Genomic DNA, 22,216 nt, shown 5'->3' on the forward strand with positions numbered 1-22,216 from the left:
AATGTATAAGGCAAAAAACAATGAAAGTGATGCAACTTCTCCCAGAACTTAATAGCGGTGGCGTAGAACGCGGCACGCTAGAAATTGCACGCGCACTTGTTGCACAGGGCCATCAATCTCTGGTTGTGTCTAATGGCGGACGATTAGTGTCTCAACTTGAAGCTGAAGGTTCTATTCACTTAACGCTACCAATTCATAAAAAATCACTTTCAAGCTTGTGGCAAATTCGTCCTTTACGCCGGCTGATTGAACAGCATCAACCTGATATTGTTCATGTGCGCTCTCGTGTACCAGCTTGGCTTACTCACTTTGCCTTAAGAAAAATACCTGCAAACAAACGCCCTCACCTCATTAGCACTGTACATGGTTTCTATTCAGTTAATCGTTATAGTGCGATTATGACTCAAGCTGAAAAAGTGATTGCTGTTTCTGACAGCGTGGTTAAATATATCACTGACCATTATAAAAACTGTCCACCGCAAGATATTGTGCGAATTTATCGGGGCATTGACCCAACGGCTTTTCCACATAATTACCAGCCCTCAGCACAATGGTTTAACCAAGTTTTTAATGACTTTCCTGAGCTTGAAAATAAGTTTTTACTTTGCTTACCTGGTCGTATTACACGCTTAAAGGGGCATGAAAGTTTAATTGAACTGATGCAACAACTTCAGTCGCAATATCCTCAGCTACATGCGGTTGTTGTCGGCGGTGCTGATGCCAAAAAGCAAGCCTACTTAAGTGAATTACAAAGTACCATTCAAAGCAAAGGACTCGCAGATAAAATTACCTTCGTAGGACATCGCTCAGATATTCGTGAATGGCTCGCTTTTAGCGATATTGTGCTCTCTCTATCCAACCAAGCAGAAACATTCGGTAGAACAGCCTTAGAAGCGCTTTCAGTGGGTTCGCCAGTGGTTGGCTGGAACCGTGGCGGTGTTGCCGAGATTTTATCGAATGTATACCCCCAAGGTCTTGTTGAAGCAGAAAATGAAAAAGCCTTAATCGAGACTGTAAAAAATCATATTGAACAACCTCAAATCGTTGCTCCTGTCACTATGTTTAGCTTAAAAGATATGTGTGATCAAACACTAGAACTATACCAACGCGTTTTGAAATAACCCCAATAAAAAACCCGCAATATTCGCGGGTTTTTTACAACTAAAAGAAAGCCATCTTATTTAAATGTTGCTTCATAAGCAGCAGCTTTTTCAGAGTCGTATTGTTTTTCCCATTTACTGATTACAAGTACAGCAAGTGCGTTACCAACAACGTTCAACGCAGTACGAGCCATATCCATAATACGGTCAACACCAGCAATAAATGCTAAGCCTTCTACAGGAATACCAACACTACCTAATGTCGCTAATAACACAACAAATGATACACCAGGAACACCAGCAATACCCTTAGAAGTAATCATTAATGTTACAACCAAAATAACTTGTTGGCTGATTGACATTTCAATACCGTAAAGCTGTGCAATAAAGATTGCCGCGATACTTTGGTAAAGCGTAGAACCATCAAGGTTAAATGAATAACCAGTTGGAATCACAAAGCTGGAAATTGCTTTTGGCGCACCGTAAGCTTCCATTTTTTGCATAATACGCGGTAATACTGTTTCCGAGCTTGCCGTTGAAAATGCCAAAATCAATTCATCTTTTAAAATCTTAAACAAGATAAAGATGTTGATTCCAAACATTTTTGCAGTCAAACCAAGCACAACAAATGCAAAGAAGAAGATTGCACCGTAAACTAATACAACTAATTTACCTAATGGAATGAGTGAAGCAAAACCGAAGTTTGCAACAGTTACAGCGATTAAACCAAATACACCCACTGGCGCATATTTCATGATGATGTGCGTTACGCGGAACATCGTTTCTGAAACTGCATGAAACACATTTAACAATGGGTCTTTAGTGGTTGCTGGTAAAGAAGATAAACCAATACCAAATAGTACAGCAAAGAAAATCACAGGTAACATTTCGCCATGCGCCATTGAACTAATAATGTTCGTTGGAATAAGCGATAATATTGTTTGAATTAAACCATGTGACTGAGACTGAACTTCTTCAGTTGTATGCTTATATTGAGAAATATCTGTTTGAACCAGCTGAGACATATCAATGCCTGAGCCTGGATGGAAGATATTTGCTGCAAACAAACCAACTAAAATAGCGATAGTCGTAATAATTTCAAAATAGAGAATGGTTTTAAAACCAAGTCGCCCTAAACTTTTCGTACTGCCAACACCTGCAATACCTAAAATCAAGGTAGAGAAAACGATTGGAATAACAATCATTTTAATCAGGCTAATAAAGATCTTACCGAGTGGGGCAAGAACATTATTCACAATACTGTCTCTGATTTCAGGCTGGTTATGTAAAACAGCCCCGACAACTATCCCTAGGATTAAAGCAATTAAAATTTGCCAAGCAAGGCTAAATTTAAAATTCTTCATAAGACAATCCTTATGCACCGCAAAGTATCAAATATGAGAGGGAGAAGACCACTAACTAAGAGTGAAACCTCAACATGCACACTAATTCCCAAACAGAAATTTAAATGTACAAACAAATCACAACCCGCCGATCCGGCGAAGTAAAAAACAATGCCTGTTGACGATCCAACATGTCAACGATCGGCACATTCTATTGAGATTTATTAATTAAACAACCCCAATTTATCTTTAAATAAATCAAAGCCTATATTTATCCCTTAATAATCTATAAAAACAAAAACTTAGATAAAAAAATTTTTATATCTTTTTTCACTAAAAATTGCGCAGATGTATATGAAAACGTATGGAGGCTTAACGCGAATTAAATAGATTTTAAAAATAAGATAATCTTGGAAATATTTATGTGATTTGCAATAAATTTTATAAGGTATATAAAAATATCAACCCGAGTTCTGCGTCCTGCAAAACTCGGGTAAATGAGGTTGTGCTTTCAGGTTAATAATTATTTTTATCGTTTCCGTTCCAACATCTGATCCGTGATGCTATTCCATATCATCGTTGTGTATCCTTACTTGGGACTATCCATTCCCGGTTCCGTGTGCCGATGAATGTAGAATAAGGTTTTTATAACCCTCTGCCTATTCGCCCTAGACTCAAATCTTTGTACGATATTGCTTACATCACTTTTTATATTCTTTTTATTTATAAGGCTGTGCAATTTTATCAGTCACCACTTTTTCTTCGGCTTCAGCCTTTGCAATTCCTTCTTGGATAGCTCTTTGTGCCTCTTCTTCATCATCTTGAGTTTGTTCCAATTCCTCTTGAATATGCTCAAATATTCGACCAGTCTGCAAAACCACATAGACAGGAAAATGATCAGATCCAACATGAGGTAAACGCTGCATCTTCACCAAACCGAAATCGGTACTATGGAAAATATGGTCTAAAGACCAACGCAACAATGGATAATCTGCATGAAAAGTATTAATGAAATGTCGCCCAACACGCGGGTCAAGCAATCCACTAATCCGTTGAAATAACCGTGTAGTACGTGACCACGCTACATCGTTTAAATCACCCATCACAATACAGCTTTCATCTAGATCTTTAATTTGGTCGCCCACAATTAAAAGTTCAGCATCGCGTAAAGTCGAATCCTTCGCCTCAGTTGGACTAGGGGGCTTAGGATGCAAACAATAGAGTTGAACTGGCATACCAGACCGTAAAGTCACAGTGGTATGAATAGAGGGAATTTCATCACTGAGAATAAATTTAACTTCAGTATTTGATAAAGGTAGACGGCTATATAAATGCATGCCGTAGAGATTATCTAAAGGTACAGGAACACGATAAGGATAGTCACCTTCGATCTCCCTTAAAGCATTTTCCCATGTCGTATCGCTTTCTAATGTAAGTAGTAAATCTGGTTTTAATGTCCTGATCTGTTCAAGCAATAAATGATACTTATCATTAGGAGTAAGGACATTCGATACGATTAATGAAATCTGCTTTTGTGGATCTAATTGAGACTTTTTCACCTGTTTAACCTGTTTTTTCCAAAACAAGGTATAGGGCAAAATCATTTTAAGCTGATAGGCAATGGCAGCAATGAGCGCAGCCAGCACTACTTCACGCCAAAGATTCCATTCGTCGGGCCAAAACAGCATTCCTATAAAAGCTAAAAGACCAACAAATAGAATCTGCAACCGAGGAAAGTCGGCACCACGAAACCACCACTCATCACGAGGAATAAGTGACCAGAAACTTAACCAAATCACCAGACCTGCTAGAACTTCGATATAAATCATTGAATTTTCTCTTTTAAGATGATTTGTTTTTTAAAGTTTTTGTCATCTTTATCAATTTTGTATGTAACATAAACAAGATATTCTACTCAATAAAGATGGTGTTTTGTTTCTGTAACGCTTGCAGTTGTGGACACTTTTGATACACTCAACTCCCCCTAATAATTTTAACGCACCGAGGCAAAATGACATGAAAGTAGGTCTGGTCGGTTGGCGCGGGATGGTCGGTTCCGTCCTTATGCAACGTATGGTTGAAGAGAATGATTTTGCTCATATTGAGCCATTTTATTTCTCTACCAGTAATGCAGGTGGTGAAGCTCCTTCATTTGGTGGTAAGACTGCCCCAGCACTTATGGAAGCTACAGACATTAATAGTCTGAAGCAAATGGATGTCATTATTACCTGTCAAGGTGGTGACTATACGTCTGAAGTTTTCCCACAGTTAAAAGCGACTGGTTGGGATGGCTACTGGATTGACGCAGCTTCAACTTTACGTATGTCAGATGATGCGATCATCGTTCTTGACCCAGTAAACCTTAACGTTATTAAAGACGGCTTGGTTAACGGCACCAAAACTTTCGTAGGTGGTAACTGTACCGTATCACTTATGTTGATGGGTGTAGGTTCACTTTTCCAAAATAATTTGGTGGAGTGGATGACTGCTATGACTTATCAAGCAGCATCAGGTGCTGGCGCACAAAACATGCGTGAGCTAATTACTGGTATGGGCTACTTATATAACAATACCAAAACATTGTTAGATGATCCTAAATCTGCAATTTTGGATATTGATCGTCAAGTTGCTGAGTTACAACGTGGTGAAGGTTTCCCATCTGCTAACTTTGGTGTGCCATTAGCGGGTTCATTAATTCCTTACATTGATAAGCAACTTGAAAACGGTCAATCAAAAGAAGAGTGGAAAGGTCAAGTTGAAACCAACAAGATCTTGGGTAACTCACAAATTGTTCCTATTGACGGTCACTGTGTCCGTATTGGTGCAATGCGTTGCCACTCACAAGCACTTACAATCAAGTTGAAAAAAGATGTACCGCTTGATGAAATTGAAGACATGATTCGTACTTCAAACCAATGGGCGAAAGTTGTACCAAACACTCGTGAAGCGTCTATGACTGATCTTACACCTGTTGCTGTAACTGGTACTTTAACTGTGCCTGTAGGTCGTCTACGTAAACTCAACATGGGTAAAGAATATCTAGGTGCATTTACAGTGGGTGACCAGTTACTCTGGGGTGCTGCTGAGCCTTTACGTCGTATGTTACGTATTTTAGTTGAATACAAAAGCTCATAATTTGATTTGAATTATTCAGTCAAAATAAAAAGCCGATCACATTAGATCGGCTTTTTCGTAACTGGTTTGTGAAAATTTTACAATTTATTTACATTTCATTATTGTATAATTTTGAATGACTTTACGACTTATTAGGTCATGGATTGAGATGACTGTTTATAACAAATTAAAAATTGCCATTTTCACCATTATGTCTTCGCCTTCTATTTATGCGATTACATTAGACCCTATACAAATTCAGTCCGCACCTGGCGATTTGTTATATGCCGAAATGAATTTTCAACAAGCTGACCCCAACGCCAATCTACAAGTCAGTCTAGCGACTCCTGAAGATTTAAGCGCGTTAGGCATAACTCATCAGCCGCCCGGAAATCTTAATTTTTATACGCGCCAAAACGGTCAAGGCTCAGGGGTTATTGTTATTACCTCATCTCGCCCTGTGATTGATCCTGAACTAAATATTGTAGTAAAAATTAGTGAAGGTTCTGCTACACGTTTGCAGCATATCAAAACCGTAATTAAGCCTTCTTCTATAAAAAAGACTGAAAATAACGAAAGTACTTTGTCACCTCAGTTTATTGTCAATGAAAAAGACATTGCTCTAAATCTGCCAGAAAGTACTCGATATGCATCACCAACTTTGGCCTCAACTCCAACTGATTCGAATAGTGAACATAGCCTTAATATTAACTCTGGAACTGCTCCAGCTGTAAATACAAATTCATCCAATACACTTAGTGCAAATTCTTCTACTCAACTTGCTCAACAAGTTACAATAGCTACTACCCCAGATCAGACAGAAATTAAACCAACCAGCGCTAAGACACCTACAAATAATTCACCAAAAACTCCGGTCAAAAATTTAACAGCGCAAAAGAAATCTGTACCTCAAAAAGCGCTTAACCAAAATCCTGCGAAGAAACAATCGTTAAGTTCCTACAAAGGACCAGCATCATCAGGTAAATATGTGGTACAGCGAAATGAGTCTTTATGGAGCATTGCTAATCGTATTGCCGCGAAAACAAAACAACCTGTTGCGAAAGTCATGCATGATATTCAAACACAAAACCGACATGCTTTTATTCAAGGTGATGTAAATCGTTTGCGTCAGGGAATCGCACTTAACCTAGCTCACTCTCCTGCAGCTAAACCTCAGCAAAACAAGTCAAAAACAGATATCGCACATACTGCAAAATCAACTTCTGGCAAAGCAAAATACCGTTTACAGCAAGCCGAAATGAGTATTGTGGCTGAAAACAGTCAAAATTCTACACATGGAAGTGCTAAAAAGAGCACACAACAAAGTCAAAACAATACTGAGTTAGCAGTAAAAGTTATGACAACAAGAGAAAAAACCGTTACATTACAAAGGAATGTAACCAAACTAAATCAAACTTTACGTTTAAAAGACCAACGTATTCAACTTCTGAATGCACGTTTGGCAGAGTTACAACAGCAGTTACAAGCACAGCAACAGACTCATAAGCAAAAGCATTAAGTTAAAACCAGAGTCAGCTCGCTTTATATTGCAAATATTTATTTTTTAAGGGGAAAGTAATGTTATATGTGATTCCATTCATCATATTGCTCGTGATCGCTGTCATTTTAAAAAAACGCGAAAATAGCCAAAAGCAAGAGTCGAATTCCCCTAAAACAATAAATAGAAAAACCAATAAAAAAACGAACTCTAAATCAACTAAAAACTCGCGTGAAAAAACTAAAGTAAATGTAGTTGATGAATCTATTCCCTCTACTCCACAAAGCAGTCCTGTTCCAGACGCTGTTCGTCAGAAGATTCAGCTACTTATCCAAGAAAGACAATTCTCAGCCGCTGAAGCTCAAGTCAATCAGGCACTAAAGAAAGATAATACGCAACATGAACTTTATTTATTACTACTTGAGATTCATATTGCACAAAAAGATGAGTTTGCAATAACTCAACTGATTAGCCATATTCGTAGCTTAGCGCTCAATGAAATAGCCATTCAAGCAGAAGCCAGACAAAAAGAATATGAGTCATCAAGACAACCAGATGCGATCGATTTTCCTCAAGCTCAAACATACCAAGAGCCAAAAAATACATCTGATGCAACAGCTCAGTTTGACCAATTAACAACAAGTTCTTCTGAAACTTCTTTTGATGAATTGCAGCAAGACTATACCCCTGTAAAGCAAGAACCTGCTGCTGAAGTTGAACCTTTAGAGTTTAATTTTTCATTTGAGCAAACCACGACTACCGAAAGTACCAGCCAACCAACACAGAAATCAGAGTTATCGCCATCTCAAGAAACAAATGAGCTAGCTGACCTAGAGTTTTCTTTTGACTTGGCACCTCTGCATGAATCTGAGGAAAAAAACCAGACAATAGCGGCACCAGCAGCTCAAGAGAACACCAATGCTTTGGATTTTAATCTTGAATTAACCCATGAAGATCCAGAAGTAAAACCTAATGAACAGATCTCATCATTAGATGAGCTTAAATTGGTAGAACAAGCGCCATTAGACTCGAATTCAATCGCACCTCTTGAGTTTTCGCTAGACGAGCCTGCATTAGTTACAGCACCAGAGATTGAAACTCAAAACCTTGTAGACTTAGTACGCGAAGAAACTACCCCAGATCAAACCAAAGATCCCCTTGTAGAAGCTTTTCCAGAATTAAAACAGTTAGATGAAAATGAACTTGATTTAAAACTAGCTGAGCAATACATCAAGTTAGGAGCCTACCCAGCAGCTCAAGCCTTATTGGCAAGCAATGAGCAAAAATTCAACACAGAACAACAACAACGCGCGAAAAACTTACTTAATCGCATAGCTTCTTAGAACTGTTCGATTTACCATAAGCAGTCAGAGATGACTGCTTTTTTATGCCTGCAAAAATATGAAAAAAATAGCCTTATTTTATATGGGTGGTACTTTTGGTTGCATTGGTGAACCTTTAGCTCCTATGCCTTATGAGCAATTCTTGCCTCAACTTGAAAAAGTGATTCCCCCACACTTAACAGTTGACTGCTTTGCTGCACCCAATATTGTTGATAGCAGTGCATGTACGGCACCTGACTGGTTGCGCCTGATTCAACGTATACAACAACTACAACTTGAAGGTTATCAGCATTTCGTTGTTATTCATGGTACAGACACGCTCAGTTATGCGGCTGCGACCCTAGCCCGCTTTTTAGGCCAAAGCTGTCATATTGTGATTACCGGTAGTCAATATCCGCTACTCAATATTCAAGGCGATAACACCCGTGAATTTACTGATGCAATTGAGAACTTATATCTTGCATTAGAACAAGTGATTGCTTTCCCTGTGGGTGCTTATCTCGCATTCCACCATCAAGTATTCCACGCGCAAACTGCATTAAAAACGCATACGACTGAACTCGATGCATTTTCAGGGTTAAGTAGTGAAGCTGAGTTTACGCCTCAGCAAAATGAATTGATCGTACAAGATGCCCAAATTGAACGAGCTGCTTCCTTCCAGATTTTAAACTGGATGATGCAACCCATTGCAACACAGCACTTAGTACAACAATTACGCCACTTACTTTCAGCCCCACCACACTTTTTAGTGTTACAAGGTTTTGGTACTGGCAATATTGCAGTAAACCAAGAATTACTTGCAACATTAGATGAGCTTTACACACGTGGCTGTGTTCCGATTCTTACCACTCAGGTGACATTCGGTGGTATTGATCAACGTTATGCGATTAGTGCATGGGCCAAAACTGCAAAAATTGTCATCAGTGATGCACATAGCCATGCAGATCTCTATGCAAAAGCACTTCAAATCTATTTAAAATACCCAACCCCAGAACAATGGCTCAGCCATTGGAATGAAAATTAGCATTAAATAGAGGTGAAGCTATGCAACGTTATGCAGTCGGTATTGAATTTAGCGGAGTTCAATACCGAGGTTGGCAAACACAACAGCCAGGCGTTGCCAGCGTTCAGGAAACGATCGAGCGTGTACTGAGTAAAATTGCAGATGAGCCCATTGCACTTCACGGTGCGGGTCGTACTGATGCGGGAGTACATGCAACGAATATGGTGGCACACTTCGACACGAATGCTATTCGTCCAGAAACGGGGTGGTTAAGAGGGGCAAATAGTCAACTACCTAAAGATATTTCCATTCAGTGGATTAAACTGATGGATGAAAATTTTCATGCCCGCTTTAAAGCGACTGCTCGACGTTACCGCTATATCATCTATAACGCACCGCATCGCCCAGCACTATTACACAAGCAAGTTACGCACATTTACCAAAAGCTAGACGTACAAAAGATGATTAAAGCTGCTAGTAAGTTCGAAGGAACGCATAACTTTGAAACTTTCCGCGCAGCAGCATGCCAATCAAACCAGCCTGTTCGACATGTAAAACATTGCCGTTTATTTGAACATGGACGCTATTTAGTTTTAGATATTCAAGCAGATGGTTTTTTACACCATATGGTGCGTAATATTGTCGGTTGCTTACTCGAAATTGGTCAAGGTATGTATGAGATTGATCATATCGATGCAATGTTTGCGGCGCAGGATCGTAAGGCAGCTGGGGTAACAGCCCCACCCGATGGCCTTTATTTTATTCAGTGTAATTATCCTGAACAGTTTGATTTGCCGCAGCCACCACTTGGGCCACATTGGCTAAACTTACCAGATTAAAATATTTAAAACTCAGTATCAAAATTAAGCATTAAATAAGATACGCGACAAAGTCATACGCAACCTGCCCTAAATATATAATTATATGTTTTTGCGATACATTAGATCTTGATAATTATCTAACAGGTTTTGCGTATGACAATGGTTTTGGTTACTTTTCCCGAAAGAAAAGTAACTCTAGCTGAAAGCCGATCCAATTATAAAAGCCTCAATGGCACGACTCCGTCATGACATAGAATAAATTAACGGTGCTGTTTACGCTTACGGTATTCCACAGGTGTTTCATTCGTCCAACGCTTAAATGCACGATAGAACGTACTTGGTTCAGAGAAGCCAGTTAAATATACAATACGCTCAACACTCTCATTGGTATTTGCCAAAAGTTTTTTAGCTAAACGACAACGATAGTCAGAAAGTATTTGCTGGAAGCTGGTATTTGCCTCACTGAGCTGAGTACGTAAACGACGCGGCGTAATATTCAACTGAGCAGCAACCGTCTCTAAAGTTGTTTCTCCACTTTCAAGTGTCGAACCAATCGCACGACGAACCTCACCCACTAAATCATAACGGGCGAGTTCTTGTAACTTTTCAATCGCTAATTGTTCATGCAATTGAAGTAACTCAGGCTCTGCCTGCCAAAGCTGAAAATCTAAAATAGCTGGGTCAAAATATAAACGTGTCTCTTTCTGACCTAAGCTAACTGGACAGCCAAATACACGGAAATATTCATCCTCAGATGCTCCTTCGCTAAAATTAAAATCGATGAAGATAGGATGAAATTGTCCTTCAGTAATGAACTTAAAAAATCTAAGCACGCCCGAAATCGCACATTCAGAGAAATGACGATTGACGAGATTGTCAGCACCAATCTGTTCACCATTGGTTAAATAACAACGTCCTTCTTCAACTACTAGTTTTGCATCAAATGCATCACTAATCAGTCGCTGATAAGCTAAGGCTCGTTTTAAGCCTTCACCAAAGGTTTCACTACTAATAAATAGATGTTCAATCACCTGCCCTCGATACAAAGGCAAATGCTCACCTAAATGCAGACCGATGTCTGGATCTTTACTGACTTCCTGAGCGGCAGTCCAAAAGGCGTACTGTGCACTTAACGGTGTACGTGCATTGGTATCGACCTGATTTAAAGCAACTCCCGCTTTGGTTAATATTTCTTCTGTTGGCAAACCCGCACGACGAATCGCTTGGTAGCCAAAGCGTAATACAACTGATGCATCTGTTAGCTGACCCACGCAGTGCCCTTCCATGTAGATACTTCATTGATATTTAGGGCTGTTGACCTTTATGCAATTAACAGTCCCTAATAACTATGATTTTAGATTAGCGTTGATTGACCAAACTGACAACAGAATTACACTTCTTTTGTGAAAAAAATTACATCTTTTTTTATTAGTCATACTTTAACCAGATGCTTTAGCAGAAGTGTGTCTATCTTGTTTTTTTTAAAAAAATTGACTATAATTTGCGCCTTTCCAATTTGATCATCAGGTAGGCTATGGCCAATAAAGAGGAACTCATTGAGTTCGAAGGCGTTGTCACCGAAACGCTTCCTAATACGATGTTCCGTGTACGTCTTGAAAACGGTCACGAAGTTATTGCACACATTTCTGGTAAAATGCGTAAACACTATATTCGTATTCTTACTGGCGACAGTGTAAAAGTCGAAATGACTCCATATGACTTAACTAAAGGTCGTATTACGTACCGTGCTCGCTAATTAGTGAATGCAAAAAAGCCACTTTATGATGTGGCTTTTTTATTGTGTTATTTATTCACTTAAGCGACTAGTTTTACATCCCACCGTTTGGCATTCACGCAATCTTTCTTGCAGCCAATGGTTTCTTTCTTGCGTTGTCTGTAAACGACATTGCACGTCTACACTATTCCTATTTGAATCTGTACACTCGGCGTCACGTTGACGTATCCATGCAAGCTGAGACTTCTTAAGAATATTTTTCTGCGCGGTGTTTAACTTTACTCGCAGTGCTTGATAATTCTTATTCAAATCTGCATCAGCACTCGCATAAATTTTATTTGTACAGTAAATATCATCGTAAGTATTGCGGGCACTATCACAGATCTGCATAGACTGAAGTCATGCCAAAGCTGCATAAAAAAGCAAAAACTATTTTTCTCATACTATTCGTCCTTAAGTTTTCTATAAAATTATTATTAAAGTAGTTCGGATGTAATTGATAAATCGAAAGACAAATTTACCTTCCATTTATCATAATCCTCCTTTTTTACTTTACAAGCTTGTAAATACAACCTATTGTTCTTTAATAATAAATATAATTTTATATAGTGAAAAAAATGAACATATATACCCGCTGCCAAATTGGCTTATTATCTTTCATCATTATTTGTCTTAACGGTTGTGCTAGCCACCTACGTCAATCCGTAGATTTACAGGAATATTTAAAAGGCTTTTTAGGTAAATCCTCGGCGACCATTCAACAAGATATCAATCTACGTAGCCTTGGTTTTCAAGTCGCCAACTCTCCGCAAAGAACACCCAATCAGCTCATCTATACGATTTTGCGTCCTTTAAGCATTCCTATTCCAATGGTGAGTAATGTTGATATGAGAGGAAGCTCTATTCCTGTCCAATCAGGAAATCTGAGCGGCAATTCTTATGATATTAATTTCAATTGCAAAGTGATTTTCCAGCTTAAAAATGATGTTGCTGAATCAATTCAATATGAGGGTAAAGCCTGCTAAGACATCGGCACAAAAAAACGCAGCTCAACGCTGCGTTTTTTTATAATAAGCTTTTAAGCAAGAGCAGCTACAACAGCCTCACCCATTTCAGCCGTACCTACTTTTGTCATACCTTCAGACATAATATCTGCTGTACGCAAACCTTGATCAAGCACTTGACCTACTGCATCTTCAATTGCTTTTGCAGCAGCTTCTTCACGGAATGTGTAGCGAAGCATCATTGCAACTGAAAGAATAGTTGCTAATGGGTTTGCCACATTTTGACCCGCGATATCAGGTGCAGAACCATGGCAAGGCTCATACATACCTTTGCCATTTTCATCTAACGAAGCCGATGGCAACATACCGATTGAGCCTGTAAGCATTGCTGCTTCATCAGATAAGATGTCGCCAAACAAGTTACCCGTTACGATCACGTCAAACTGTTTCGGTGCACGTACAAGTTGCATTGCAGCGTTATCAACATACATATGTGAAAGCTGAATATTTGAATAATTTGCTTGCTGTAAATCAGTAACTGTTTGCTTCCAAAGCTCTGTAACTTCCAAAACGTTAGCTTTATCTACAGAACAAACCTTTCCACCACGTAAGCCTGCAAGTTCAAAAGCTACTTTTGCAATACGCTTAATTTCGCTTTCAGAATAAACGTCGGTGTTATAACCTTGCTTTTCACCGTTTTCGAGTTCACGGATACCACGTGGCTGACCGAAATAGATACCGCCAGTCAATTCACGAACAATTAAAATATCTAAGCCAGCAACAATTTCAGGCTTTAAGCTCGAAGCATCTGCTAATTGCGGATATAAAATCGCTGGGCGCAAGTTAGCAAACAAGTTAAGTTCACTACGAATTTTTAAAAGACCACGTTCAGGGCGAATAGAACGCTCAATGGTGTCCCATTTTGGTCCGCCTACCGCACCTAATAAAATTGCATCAGCTTTTTTTGCTTGTTCACTTGTTACTGCTGGGTACGGTTCACCATGCGCATCAATTGCCGCGCCGCCTAATAAGCCATGTTCCCAAGTTAACGATAAATTAAATTTTTCATTTACTGTATTTAATACTTTTTCTGCCGCCCCAACAATTTCAGGACCAATACCATCACCAGCTAAAATTAAAATCTGTTTAGACATGAACTTTTTCCATTTTCCAAAGACAAGCAGTGCTACAACTACCGCGGTGTTAATTTTTTCTGCTCAAGGAATTCACCTAGTCCTGTTGTAACATCAAATGGTCGACAAAAACGGCGAATGACATGCCCATCTTGTTCTAAATCGACACATAATGGATCTGGTACAGAAACATTCAGCAAACTACCCGAACGGTTAGATTTGTCTCGGTACATTTTAAATGTATAGCGATGGTTAGCATTAAACTGGTGAATCACATGAAATGTTTCTGCACGATCCGGAGAGATCGGATAGAAACGAATCACCACTTCATATTGTTTAGCAGGCACTGATAAATATAAGCTGTTAGTTTGGCTAAGCACTGAACCTTGTAATCTCACAATCCCTTGATGAATTGCCTGATTACTAATTCTTCGTGTTTGCGCATCCACTACAGTAATATCATTTAGTCGTTCAAATTCACAACTCTTCGCGCCCGAACAATATATTGCTGCATTCTGCCCCAAATTTTCTTGTTCAGCCTGCTTAATGCGGACAGTATCCACTACATTGTAAGTGCTTTGACAAGCACTGAGTGTTATTGCGCACAGGCTCAACAAAAAGCTATGAGTAACGTTCCTCTTCATTGTTCAAGCCCAATCCTCATCTAGTGCATAATTCTAAGGTGTTTTTATGCTTTAGCATGTTAGCAAGAGTTTGAACGCTACGCCATGGCTATGTTTAAAATGTACCGAAAGGTTAATTCAACTCTTGGAATACCCAAGGACGAACTTGTTTAGTTTTTTCTTCATAAGCGCGAATTGCGTCCGCATTTTGAAGAGTTAAACCAATATCATCCAATCCATTTAACAAGCAGTGCTTACGAAACGGATCAACTTCAAATTTAAATGCTTCACCTGTTGGAGTACGTACTTCTTGAGCTGCTAAATCAATTGTTAATTGATATCCCTCATTAGCAGCACATTCTTTAAATAACTGCTCAACTGTTTCTTCTGGCAAAATGACAGGTAACATGCCATTTTTGAAACAGTTATTAAAGAAAATATCAGCAAAGCTTGGTGCAATAACGGTACGGAATCCATATTCATTTAATGCCCAAGGTGCATGCTCACGACTTGAACCACAACCAAAGTTAGTACGAGCAATTAAAACAGTTGCTCCTTGATAACGAGGCTGGTTTAAAACGAAATCCGGATTTTTTGGACGTACTGAATTGTCTTGTCCTGGATAACCTTCATCTAAATAACGAAGTTCATCAAATAAGTTGTCGCCAAAACCAGTGCGCTTAATCGACTTTAAAAACTGTTTTGGAATAATTAAATCTGTATCAACATTGGCACGATCTAATGGTGCAACGATACCTTGTTCAACTGTATAAGCTTTCATGGTTTGCTCCAGACCGAATTAAAATGAACGAACATCAACAAAGTGACCAGCGATTGCAGCCGCTGCTGCCATTGCTGGGCTCACCAAGTGAGTACGACCACCATTGCCTTGACGGCCTTCAAAGTTACGATTAGATGTCGATGCACAGTGTTCACCTGGTTGTAACTTATCTGCATTCATTGCTAAACACATTGAACAACCCGGCTCACGCCATTCAAAGCCAGCTTCCAAGAAGATTTTATCCAAGCCTTCTTTTTCAGCTTGTTGTTTGACTAAACCAGAACCTGGAACAATCATAGCTTGCTTAATCGTAGACGCCACTTTACGGCCCTTAACTACCTCAGCCGCAGCACGGATGTCTTCAATACGAGAATTAGTGCAAGAACCGATAAAGACACGATCAAGTTGAATATCAGCTAATGCTTGGCCTGCATTTAAACCCATATATTGATAAGCACGCGTCCAGTCATTACGTTGAACGTCATCTTTCGCTTGTTCTAAAGTTGGTACAGCTTCTGTGACAGGAATAACCATCTCAGGTGAAGTTCCCCAAGACACTTGTGGCTCGATCTCTGCGCCATTTAACTCAACGACTGCATCAAACACAGCATCTTCATCTGAATGCAATGTGTTCCAGTAAGCAACTGCTTGTTCCCATTGCTCGCCTTTTGGTGCATAGCTACGGCCTTTTACGTATTCAATGGTTTTGTCATCAACAGCCACCATACCGACACGAGCACCGGCTTCAATCGCCATGTTACATACCGTCATACGCCCTTCAATCGACATATCACGGAAAACCTGGCCACCGAATTCGATTGCATAACCCGTACCGCCAGCAGTACCGATCTTACCGATAATCGCCAACACCACATCTTTTGGTGTTACGCCTTTACCCAATACGCCATCTACACGAACTAACATATTTTTAGATTTTTTCTGAATCAAGCATTGTGTTGCTAACACATGTTCAACTTCAGATGTCCCAATACCATGCGCCAAGCAACCAAAAGCACCGTGAGTCGCTGTATGTGAATCGCCACATACCACCGTCATGCCCGGCAAAGTTAAGCCCTGTTCAGGCCCAACTACATGCACAATCCCCTGACGAATATCATTAATACTAAATTCAACAATATTAAAGGCTTTACAATTGTCATCTAAGGTTTGAACTTGAATACGAGACGTATCATCTTCAATACCAGCGATGCCTTGGTCACGTTCCTTTTTAGACGTTGGAACGTTGTGGTCCGGTGTAGCAACGTTTGCACTTAAACGCCATGGTTGACGATCCGCAAGTTGCAATCCTTCAAATGCTTGTGGACTTGTCACTTCATGCAATAAATGACGGTCAATGTATAGTAAACATGAGCCATCATCACGCTGTGAAACAACGTGGTCATCCCACAATTTGTCATATAAAGTTTTGCCTGCCATGTCGTCTTGCTCCATTGGACTGGGTAATTCTGATCTTTATTCGATTATAGCCAGAGTTTCACATAAATCTAATTTATCATTTTTATAAATTAGAAAACTTTTTGGAATAAATTATAATTTCCATAAGGGACATCAAATTTAATAAATCGTTTTTGTTAATGATTATCATTTGCATAATCAATTTTTAATCTTATACTCTAATGCCTATACTAAAAATATCTAAAGTGGCTAAAGAGAATGATCATGGCTAATATCCAAAAATTCGTTATAAATAATCAACGTACCTTAAAGAAAACCTTAAGCTATTACATTATGCATATTACTGTAGCAATGCTAGTTGCATACTTTGTAACAGGTAATATCTGGATGGCTTTAACATTAAGTATGCTTGAACCAACCGTACAAGCTTTTGCTTTTTTCTTCCATGAAAAAGTTTGGGCTGCTTAAGATCGCCGCGTATCAGCCTTAGCTGAAAAAGAAACAACGGCTTAGGCTAAGATTAGTGCGGTAATTCACAACTTTCTCACTCGTTTTGCTGCAAGCATGATACGATTTTGGCTCGGCAACTTTAGCCCCTCGATTTTTTTATTCCAAGTTGAGTTGTATTATGAATCTTGCAGCCTTTGAAGCTTTTGTAAAAGTCATGGAAACAGGGTCTATCTCTGTGGCAGCAGATCAGTTATTTATTACTCAACCTGCTGTTACCAAAAGAATTCACAGCTTAGAAGAATATTTTGGCGTAAAACTATTTGAATCTGCAGGCCGAGGTGTTCAGGCAACTCATGCCGCACATTCATTACTTCCTAAAGTTAAAAACTGGTTAAATGAGCTGGGTGATATTCACCATACGCTGAGCCATGAACAAACTCAGGTACAAGGCCGCTTAAAAGTCGGTACGAGTCACCATATTGGTTTGCACCATTTACCCGCACCACTTAAGCATTTTGTTCAGCAATTTCCTCAAGTCACTCTAGATGTGCATTTTGTTGACTCAGAGCAAGCCCATGAACAAGTATTAGCTGGTGATCTAGAACTAGCATTTTTAACGCTTCCTCCTTCAGGAGATGAGCGTCTTAACTACATTACAATTTGGAATGATCCTTTAGTTTTTGTTGCTGCCCCTTTTCATCCGCTGGCACAAAAGAAGAATCTTACCTTACAAGATTTAATTGAATATCCAAGCTTATTACCCGCTGCACAAACTTATACTGCTCAAATCACTTTGGCTGAGTTTGAAAAACAAGGCCTTAAACCCAAAATTACCATGAGCAATAACCCTCTTGAGTCTATTCGTATGTTGGTGTCGATTGGTTTGGGTTGGTCAGTTTTACCAAAAACTCTGTTGAATCAGGATATGCAGCAGCTTGATTTAAATGTTGAGATGAATCGTCAATTAGGTATGGTTTGGCATCCTGCACGCACTCAATCTAGAGCCATGCAGGAGTTGATTAAAATGATGCAGGATGCATAAAAGACTCCCATCTAAGCATCTACTCGAATTTAATTTATCCAAGCTTTAAGAGGCTTCGAATTTGTTGCACCATTTGGTTTTCATCAAGCATATGATGTGGAATCGTCATCGTTAATAGCTGATCTGATCGAAAATGGCGGTCTACTTCAAGCATAACGTGAGTTTGGTTAGGTTCAGCAACGAAAGAAACTTCAACCTCATTAAATCCGCTAAACATATGTGAAGAGACAAATTCAAGCTCTTGCTAACAACCAATCGTTGATCTAAAATTTCGCGCAGTAAGCTGCCCTTTTTCTACATCTACTGTCGATAAAACAAAGCCACATCGCTGCATAGCCTGTAGAAATATTTGCATGGCTGGAGTTGGCAGAACCTTTAGATAATCACGATCAGTTGCATCTAATCCCCAATCAACATCCATATGGGTTTGAATCCAAACACGTGCACCATTTCTTCGACAAGCAACCTCAGTAATTGGTGTCTCAAATGGTAGTTGAATACTAAAAGGGAAAGAATGTGCTTGATGTGCCGGCAAGAGGAATCGAGAGTTCACTAACCACTCTTGTAAAACTAAAGGTTGGTTAAACTCATGATCACCAGATTCGACTTCTGCCATCGTTACCAATTGCAAATAAAGACCATTAATCTCTTTATCAGATGATCCACCTTTAAAGCTAATTTCTCCATGCAATGTGCTGCCTGCTTGCAAGCTTGGGTTCTGTAAAACAGTTTCTACCGTCACACCTTGAAGACCCAAACCAGACATAATTTTACTAAACATTTTTTCTCTAACCTTTCGAATTATTTCCTGTCATCTGTAGCAGCATACTTATTATTAAAGTGCATCATCTCCAGCCAGCTGAATCTTACCATCTGCAACTTCATTCATAAATTGGTCATAGTCATTTAGATTACGTTCTGCATATTCTTCTGCATACGTTTGTAATACTTCTACTATCGTATTACCTTCGCCAAGATATCCCATAAGTACATCTGCATTTCCAGATTTAGCGTGGGCATGAGCCAAGGCTAAACCGCAACTTTCAGCATACTCATAGAAATACTCATCATCCATGTCACTAAGATCAACCGAGATTTTCATATCACGTAACTGACGTACATGAAAATGTTGATTTGATATGGAAGAGAACCCAAGAAATATATCACTTGCGGCCTGCATGAGCTGCTGACCATGCACTACACGCTCACCTTCGTGATTTACCTTGTCTACAAATAACGGGCTAAGAATTGATGGATTCGCTTCTTTCATTTGTAAAATTAACGGTTCTCGATCTGCATCCTGAAATAATGCAATCGCTGATCGTGTACCAACACTTCCGACACCCACCACTTTCAAAGCTATATCTGTACGTTGATAACGATCAAAAAGCACTTGGCGATCATATTTCAAAGAATCACGGTATTTTTGAAAAAATACATCAACATCTTTACCAAATGGCTCATCTAGATCTGGATGCCATAATAACGGCGCATCATCCACAAAATGACGAAATCCTGTATCTTGATCTTGCCGGGTAAGCTTTGGCAAAACAGAGTACGCCGTTCTTTTCTGTGCTGAATCGAGATGCTTCTCGCGTTTCTTTCTTAGTTTTCGACACTCAGTATTTTCTAATAATGTACTGGCATCAACTTTTTCATACCAAACTTGGAGTGGTGAAAGTTCTGTAATTTCTAATAAGTGCTGACGATAACTATTCAGCATTATTTTAATTGCTTTTAACCCGACTTTCTCTGCAAGATGAATATCACGCGCCGCGATTACAAGACTGGTTGCTAAACGCTTTACATCCCATTCAAACGGGGCAACTAAAGTTTCATCAAAATCATTAATTCCAAATAACAGATTACGTTCTGGACTTGCAAAACCACCAAAATTACTTAAATGACAATCCCCACAAATCTGTTGAAATAAGCCTGAATTTACCTACTCCCACGCTTGGTCAAATAGCATCAAAGAAGGCATGCCACGATAAAATGTAAATGGAGAAATACTCATCCGTTTTGCACGAATCGGTTTGAGTTTTTCTAAACGACCTTGGTTACTCCAATCATAGATCGTTAAAGCAGTTGTACCTTTTGGTCGTTCAGAAAGTTTTGATAGGTGTTCACGTGGAACTTTTTTACGTTGAGCCTTACCTAATTTGAAGCCTTCGCTTTTATTTAGTAGTTTCCCCTGATAGCTATGACGTGTTAAATCAATACTTTCATCATTCCAAAGTTGTTTTGGTAATTTAATTTGTGCTGTTTTTGACATTATTTCCTCATTTTTAAATTAAATTTTTTTATATTCTGAAATCTTTGCCAAGATAGAATTTATTTTATTAATCATAGCAATATCTGTTTTTAGCTAAAATTTATAAGAGATATTAAAAAATGATTTTAAATATAATTAAGAGTTGGAAGACCTCAAAACTTTTTAAACTGTTCTTCCAACTCCATAATCTTAAATCGACCAGTCCTGAATGTCCCAGTTATGTTCTTGGGCCAGTTTTTCAAGACGATCATCGGGGTTTACTGCAATTGCATGAGTTGCATATTCAAGTAAAAAACGGTCATTAATTGAATCGGAATACGCCCAAGACTCAGACACGTTACGGCCTTCCAACCATGCATCTAGACGTGCAAGTTTGCCTTTTTGATAACACGCTAAACCAGCAACTTTGCCCGTATATTTTCCGTCAGCCACTTCAGCATTGGTTGCTAAAATTTCGGTAATCCCAAATTCACGAAAAATCGGTGCAGTAATAAAATCACTTGTTGCCGTAATACCCACAATGGTATGGCCTAAATCTTGATGTTTTTTGATTGCATCAAAACCTTTTGGACGCATTTGCGGACGAATGACTTTTTGCATGAACAATTGGTGGAGCTCAGTTAAGTAGTTATTGTCATGCTGCGTTAAAAATCCAAAAACAAATTCATTATAAGCATATGGGTCAAGTTGCCCTGCTTTGTAATCTTCATAAAATTTATCATTCATCTGACGATGATGAACCGGATCAACCAAACCTTCATTGACTAAAAATTCACCCCAAGAATGGTCTGAATCGGTATTTAACAAGGTATGGTCTAAATCAAACAACGCCAGTTTCATGAAAATTCTCGTTTAAACTGAAATTTAAGAAAAAAAATGTAAATCTATCTCCGCTAGTCGATAGAAATTCGTTAAGATCGTAGCAATTTAAACATTTTACTTTGATCTTTTCGAGCTGGACATAAAAAAGTGTTTGTCCCCGCGATTAAAGTCAACGATATAGACAATATTTAGGTAGCCAAATGATCGATTCAGAAGGTTTCCGACCGAATGTCGGGATCATTTTGGCAAACGATGATGGACAGGTTTTATGGGCAAAGCGCATTGGTCACAATGCTTGGCAATTTCCACAAGGAGGCATCCAGTTTGGAGAAACCCCTGAACAGGCACTTTTTCGAGAACTGAGAGAAGAAATCGGCTTATTGCCCGAACATGTCCAGATTATTGCGCAAACCAAGGGATGGCTGCGTTATCGTTTGCCACATCGGTACATTCGGTCAGACTCTGACCCCGTATGTATCGGACAGAAACAAAAATGGTTTTTACTGAAGTTAACTGCGCCTGCAAAAAATATTCAGTTAAACCTCTCCGACCCGCCCGAATTCGATGAATGGCAGTGGGTTAGCTATTGGTATCCTCTTGGACAAGTGGTGAACTTCAAGCGTGATGTTTATCGTAAAGCCATGGTGGAGTTGTGTACACAGTTGCCGATGCAACAATTACCCTAAAAATCATTTATCTAGCAAATGATTTTT

At 39.1% G+C, this 22,216-nt stretch carries 19 protein-coding genes and 3 pseudogenes; 11 read left to right on the top strand and 11 right to left on the bottom strand.

Annotated features, from left to right (window positions below):
* Nucleotides 1–20: 20 nt before the first annotated feature.
* Nucleotides 21–1,121, top strand: coding sequence for a glycosyltransferase family 4 protein (locus B806_RS0102270; protein WP_017385697.1), 1,101 nt, complete (start codon nt 21–23; stop codon nt 1,119–1,121).
* A gap of 56 nt (nt 1,122–1,177) precedes the next feature.
* Here B806_RS0102270 and gltP read toward each other — a convergent pair whose 3' ends face one another.
* Together gltP and B806_RS0102280 are read right to left on the bottom strand one after the other, a co-directional pair.
* On the bottom strand, nt 1,178–2,464 hold the full coding sequence (gene gltP, locus B806_RS0102275; RefSeq protein WP_017385696.1) for a glutamate/aspartate:proton symporter GltP: 1,287 nt from the start codon (nt 2,462–2,464) through the stop codon (nt 1,178–1,180).
* A gap of 698 nt (nt 2,465–3,162) precedes the next feature.
* Nucleotides 3,163–4,272, bottom strand: a complete 1,110-nt coding sequence (locus tag B806_RS0102280; RefSeq protein ID WP_017385695.1) for an endonuclease/exonuclease/phosphatase family protein — start codon at nt 4,270–4,272, stop codon at nt 3,163–3,165.
* A 187-nt stretch (nt 4,273–4,459) separates the two neighbouring features.
* Here B806_RS0102280 and asd point away from each other — a divergent pair, with 187 nt between their 5' ends.
* From asd to truA, 5 genes are all read left to right on the top strand, one after another.
* Nucleotides 4,460–5,578, top strand: coding sequence for an aspartate-semialdehyde dehydrogenase (gene asd / locus B806_RS0102285; protein ID WP_016142294.1), 1,119 nt, complete (start codon nt 4,460–4,462; stop codon nt 5,576–5,578).
* Between the two features lie 148 nt (nt 5,579–5,726).
* Nucleotides 5,727–7,076, top strand: a complete 1,350-nt coding sequence (locus B806_RS0102290; RefSeq protein WP_017385694.1) for a hypothetical protein — start codon at nt 5,727–5,729, stop codon at nt 7,074–7,076.
* Between the two features lie 59 nt (nt 7,077–7,135).
* Nucleotides 7,136–8,398 (top strand): hypothetical protein, encoded by a 1,263-nt coding sequence (locus tag B806_RS0102295; protein ID WP_017385693.1) that lies wholly within the window; start codon nt 7,136–7,138, stop codon nt 8,396–8,398.
* A 58-nt stretch (nt 8,399–8,456) separates the two neighbouring features.
* Nucleotides 8,457–9,422, top strand: a complete 966-nt coding sequence (locus tag B806_RS0102300; protein WP_017402563.1) for an asparaginase — start codon at nt 8,457–8,459, stop codon at nt 9,420–9,422.
* A gap of 20 nt (nt 9,423–9,442) precedes the next feature.
* The gene (gene truA, locus B806_RS0102305; RefSeq protein WP_017385691.1) at nt 9,443–10,240 is read left to right on the top strand and encodes a tRNA pseudouridine(38-40) synthase TruA; all 798 of its coding nucleotides are present in this window, start codon (nt 9,443–9,445) and stop codon (nt 10,238–10,240) included.
* A 242-nt stretch (nt 10,241–10,482) separates the two neighbouring features.
* Here the strand turns inward: truA and B806_RS0102310 are convergent, their stop codons facing one another.
* Nucleotides 10,483–11,493, bottom strand: a complete 1,011-nt coding sequence (locus B806_RS0102310; RefSeq protein WP_005066032.1) for an AraC family transcriptional regulator — start codon at nt 11,491–11,493, stop codon at nt 10,483–10,485.
* Between the two features lie 263 nt (nt 11,494–11,756).
* Between B806_RS0102310 and infA the strand changes: the two genes are divergently transcribed.
* The gene (infA, locus tag B806_RS0102315; protein WP_001284370.1) at nt 11,757–11,978 is read left to right on the top strand and encodes a translation initiation factor IF-1; all 222 of its coding nucleotides are present in this window, start codon (nt 11,757–11,759) and stop codon (nt 11,976–11,978) included.
* Nucleotides 11,979–12,029: 51 nt separating this feature from the next.
* Here the strand turns inward: infA and B806_RS0102320 are convergent.
* A pseudogene (locus B806_RS0102320) lies at nt 12,030–12,399 on the bottom strand (lysozyme inhibitor LprI family protein).
* A gap of 175 nt (nt 12,400–12,574) precedes the next feature.
* Here B806_RS0102320 and B806_RS0102325 point away from each other — a divergent pair.
* Nucleotides 12,575–12,982, top strand: coding sequence for a hypothetical protein (locus B806_RS0102325; RefSeq protein ID WP_017385689.1), 408 nt, complete (start codon nt 12,575–12,577; stop codon nt 12,980–12,982).
* 53 nt (nt 12,983–13,035) lie between these two features.
* Here the strand turns inward: B806_RS0102325 and leuB are convergent, their stop codons facing one another.
* The 4 genes from leuB to leuC all read right to left on the bottom strand — a co-directional run bounded on the left by leuB (nt 13,036) and on the right by leuC (nt 16,935).
* Nucleotides 13,036–14,115 carry a 3-isopropylmalate dehydrogenase gene (gene leuB, locus B806_RS0102330; protein WP_002114882.1) on the bottom strand — a complete coding sequence of 360 codons (1,080 nt, stop codon included), beginning with the start codon at nt 14,113–14,115 and terminating at the stop codon, nt 13,036–13,038.
* Nucleotides 14,116–14,153: 38 nt separating this feature from the next.
* The gene (locus B806_RS0102335; RefSeq protein ID WP_005066026.1) at nt 14,154–14,738 is read right to left on the bottom strand and encodes a hypothetical protein; all 585 of its coding nucleotides are present in this window, start codon (nt 14,736–14,738) and stop codon (nt 14,154–14,156) included.
* Nucleotides 14,739–14,850: 112 nt separating this feature from the next.
* The gene (gene leuD / locus B806_RS0102340; RefSeq protein WP_002114814.1) at nt 14,851–15,498 is read right to left on the bottom strand and encodes a 3-isopropylmalate dehydratase small subunit; all 648 of its coding nucleotides are present in this window, start codon (nt 15,496–15,498) and stop codon (nt 14,851–14,853) included.
* 18 nt (nt 15,499–15,516) lie between these two features.
* The gene (leuC, locus tag B806_RS0102345; protein WP_002115007.1) at nt 15,517–16,935 is read right to left on the bottom strand and encodes a 3-isopropylmalate dehydratase large subunit; all 1,419 of its coding nucleotides are present in this window, start codon (nt 16,933–16,935) and stop codon (nt 15,517–15,519) included.
* 237 nt (nt 16,936–17,172) lie between these two features.
* On the opposite strand from leuC, the gene B806_RS0102350 reads away from it, so the two are divergent.
* Nucleotides 17,173–17,382, top strand: coding sequence for a DUF2061 domain-containing protein (locus tag B806_RS0102350; RefSeq protein WP_029768954.1), 210 nt, complete (start codon nt 17,173–17,175; stop codon nt 17,380–17,382).
* A 160-nt stretch (nt 17,383–17,542) separates the two neighbouring features.
* On the top strand, nt 17,543–18,406 hold the full coding sequence (locus tag B806_RS0102355) for a LysR family transcriptional regulator (protein ID WP_005066023.1): 864 nt from the start codon (nt 17,543–17,545) through the stop codon (nt 18,404–18,406).
* A 34-nt stretch (nt 18,407–18,440) separates the two neighbouring features.
* Here B806_RS0102355 and B806_RS0102360 read toward each other — a convergent pair.
* The 3 genes and pseudogenes from B806_RS0102360 to B806_RS0102370 all read right to left on the bottom strand — a co-directional run bounded on the left by B806_RS0102360 (nt 18,441) and on the right by B806_RS0102370 (nt 21,521).
* Nucleotides 18,441–19,187, bottom strand: a pseudogene (locus B806_RS0102360) (sporulation protein).
* 54 nt (nt 19,188–19,241) lie between these two features.
* Nucleotides 19,242–20,681, bottom strand: a pseudogene (locus B806_RS0102365) (DUF2252 domain-containing protein).
* 189 nt (nt 20,682–20,870) lie between these two features.
* Nucleotides 20,871–21,521, bottom strand: a complete 651-nt coding sequence (locus B806_RS0102370) for an HAD family hydrolase (RefSeq protein ID WP_017385686.1) — start codon at nt 21,519–21,521, stop codon at nt 20,871–20,873.
* Between the two features lie 182 nt (nt 21,522–21,703).
* Between B806_RS0102370 and B806_RS0102375 the strand changes: the two genes are divergently transcribed.
* A complete protein-coding gene (locus B806_RS0102375; protein ID WP_000567255.1) occupies nt 21,704–22,189 on the top strand; it encodes an RNA pyrophosphohydrolase in 486 nt (161 codons plus the stop codon).
* Nucleotides 22,190–22,216: the final 27 nt, after the last annotated feature.

The sequence above is a fragment of the Acinetobacter sp. TG2027 genome (assembly GCF_000302435.1).
GTDB lineage: Bacteria > Pseudomonadota > Gammaproteobacteria > Pseudomonadales > Moraxellaceae > Acinetobacter > Acinetobacter pittii.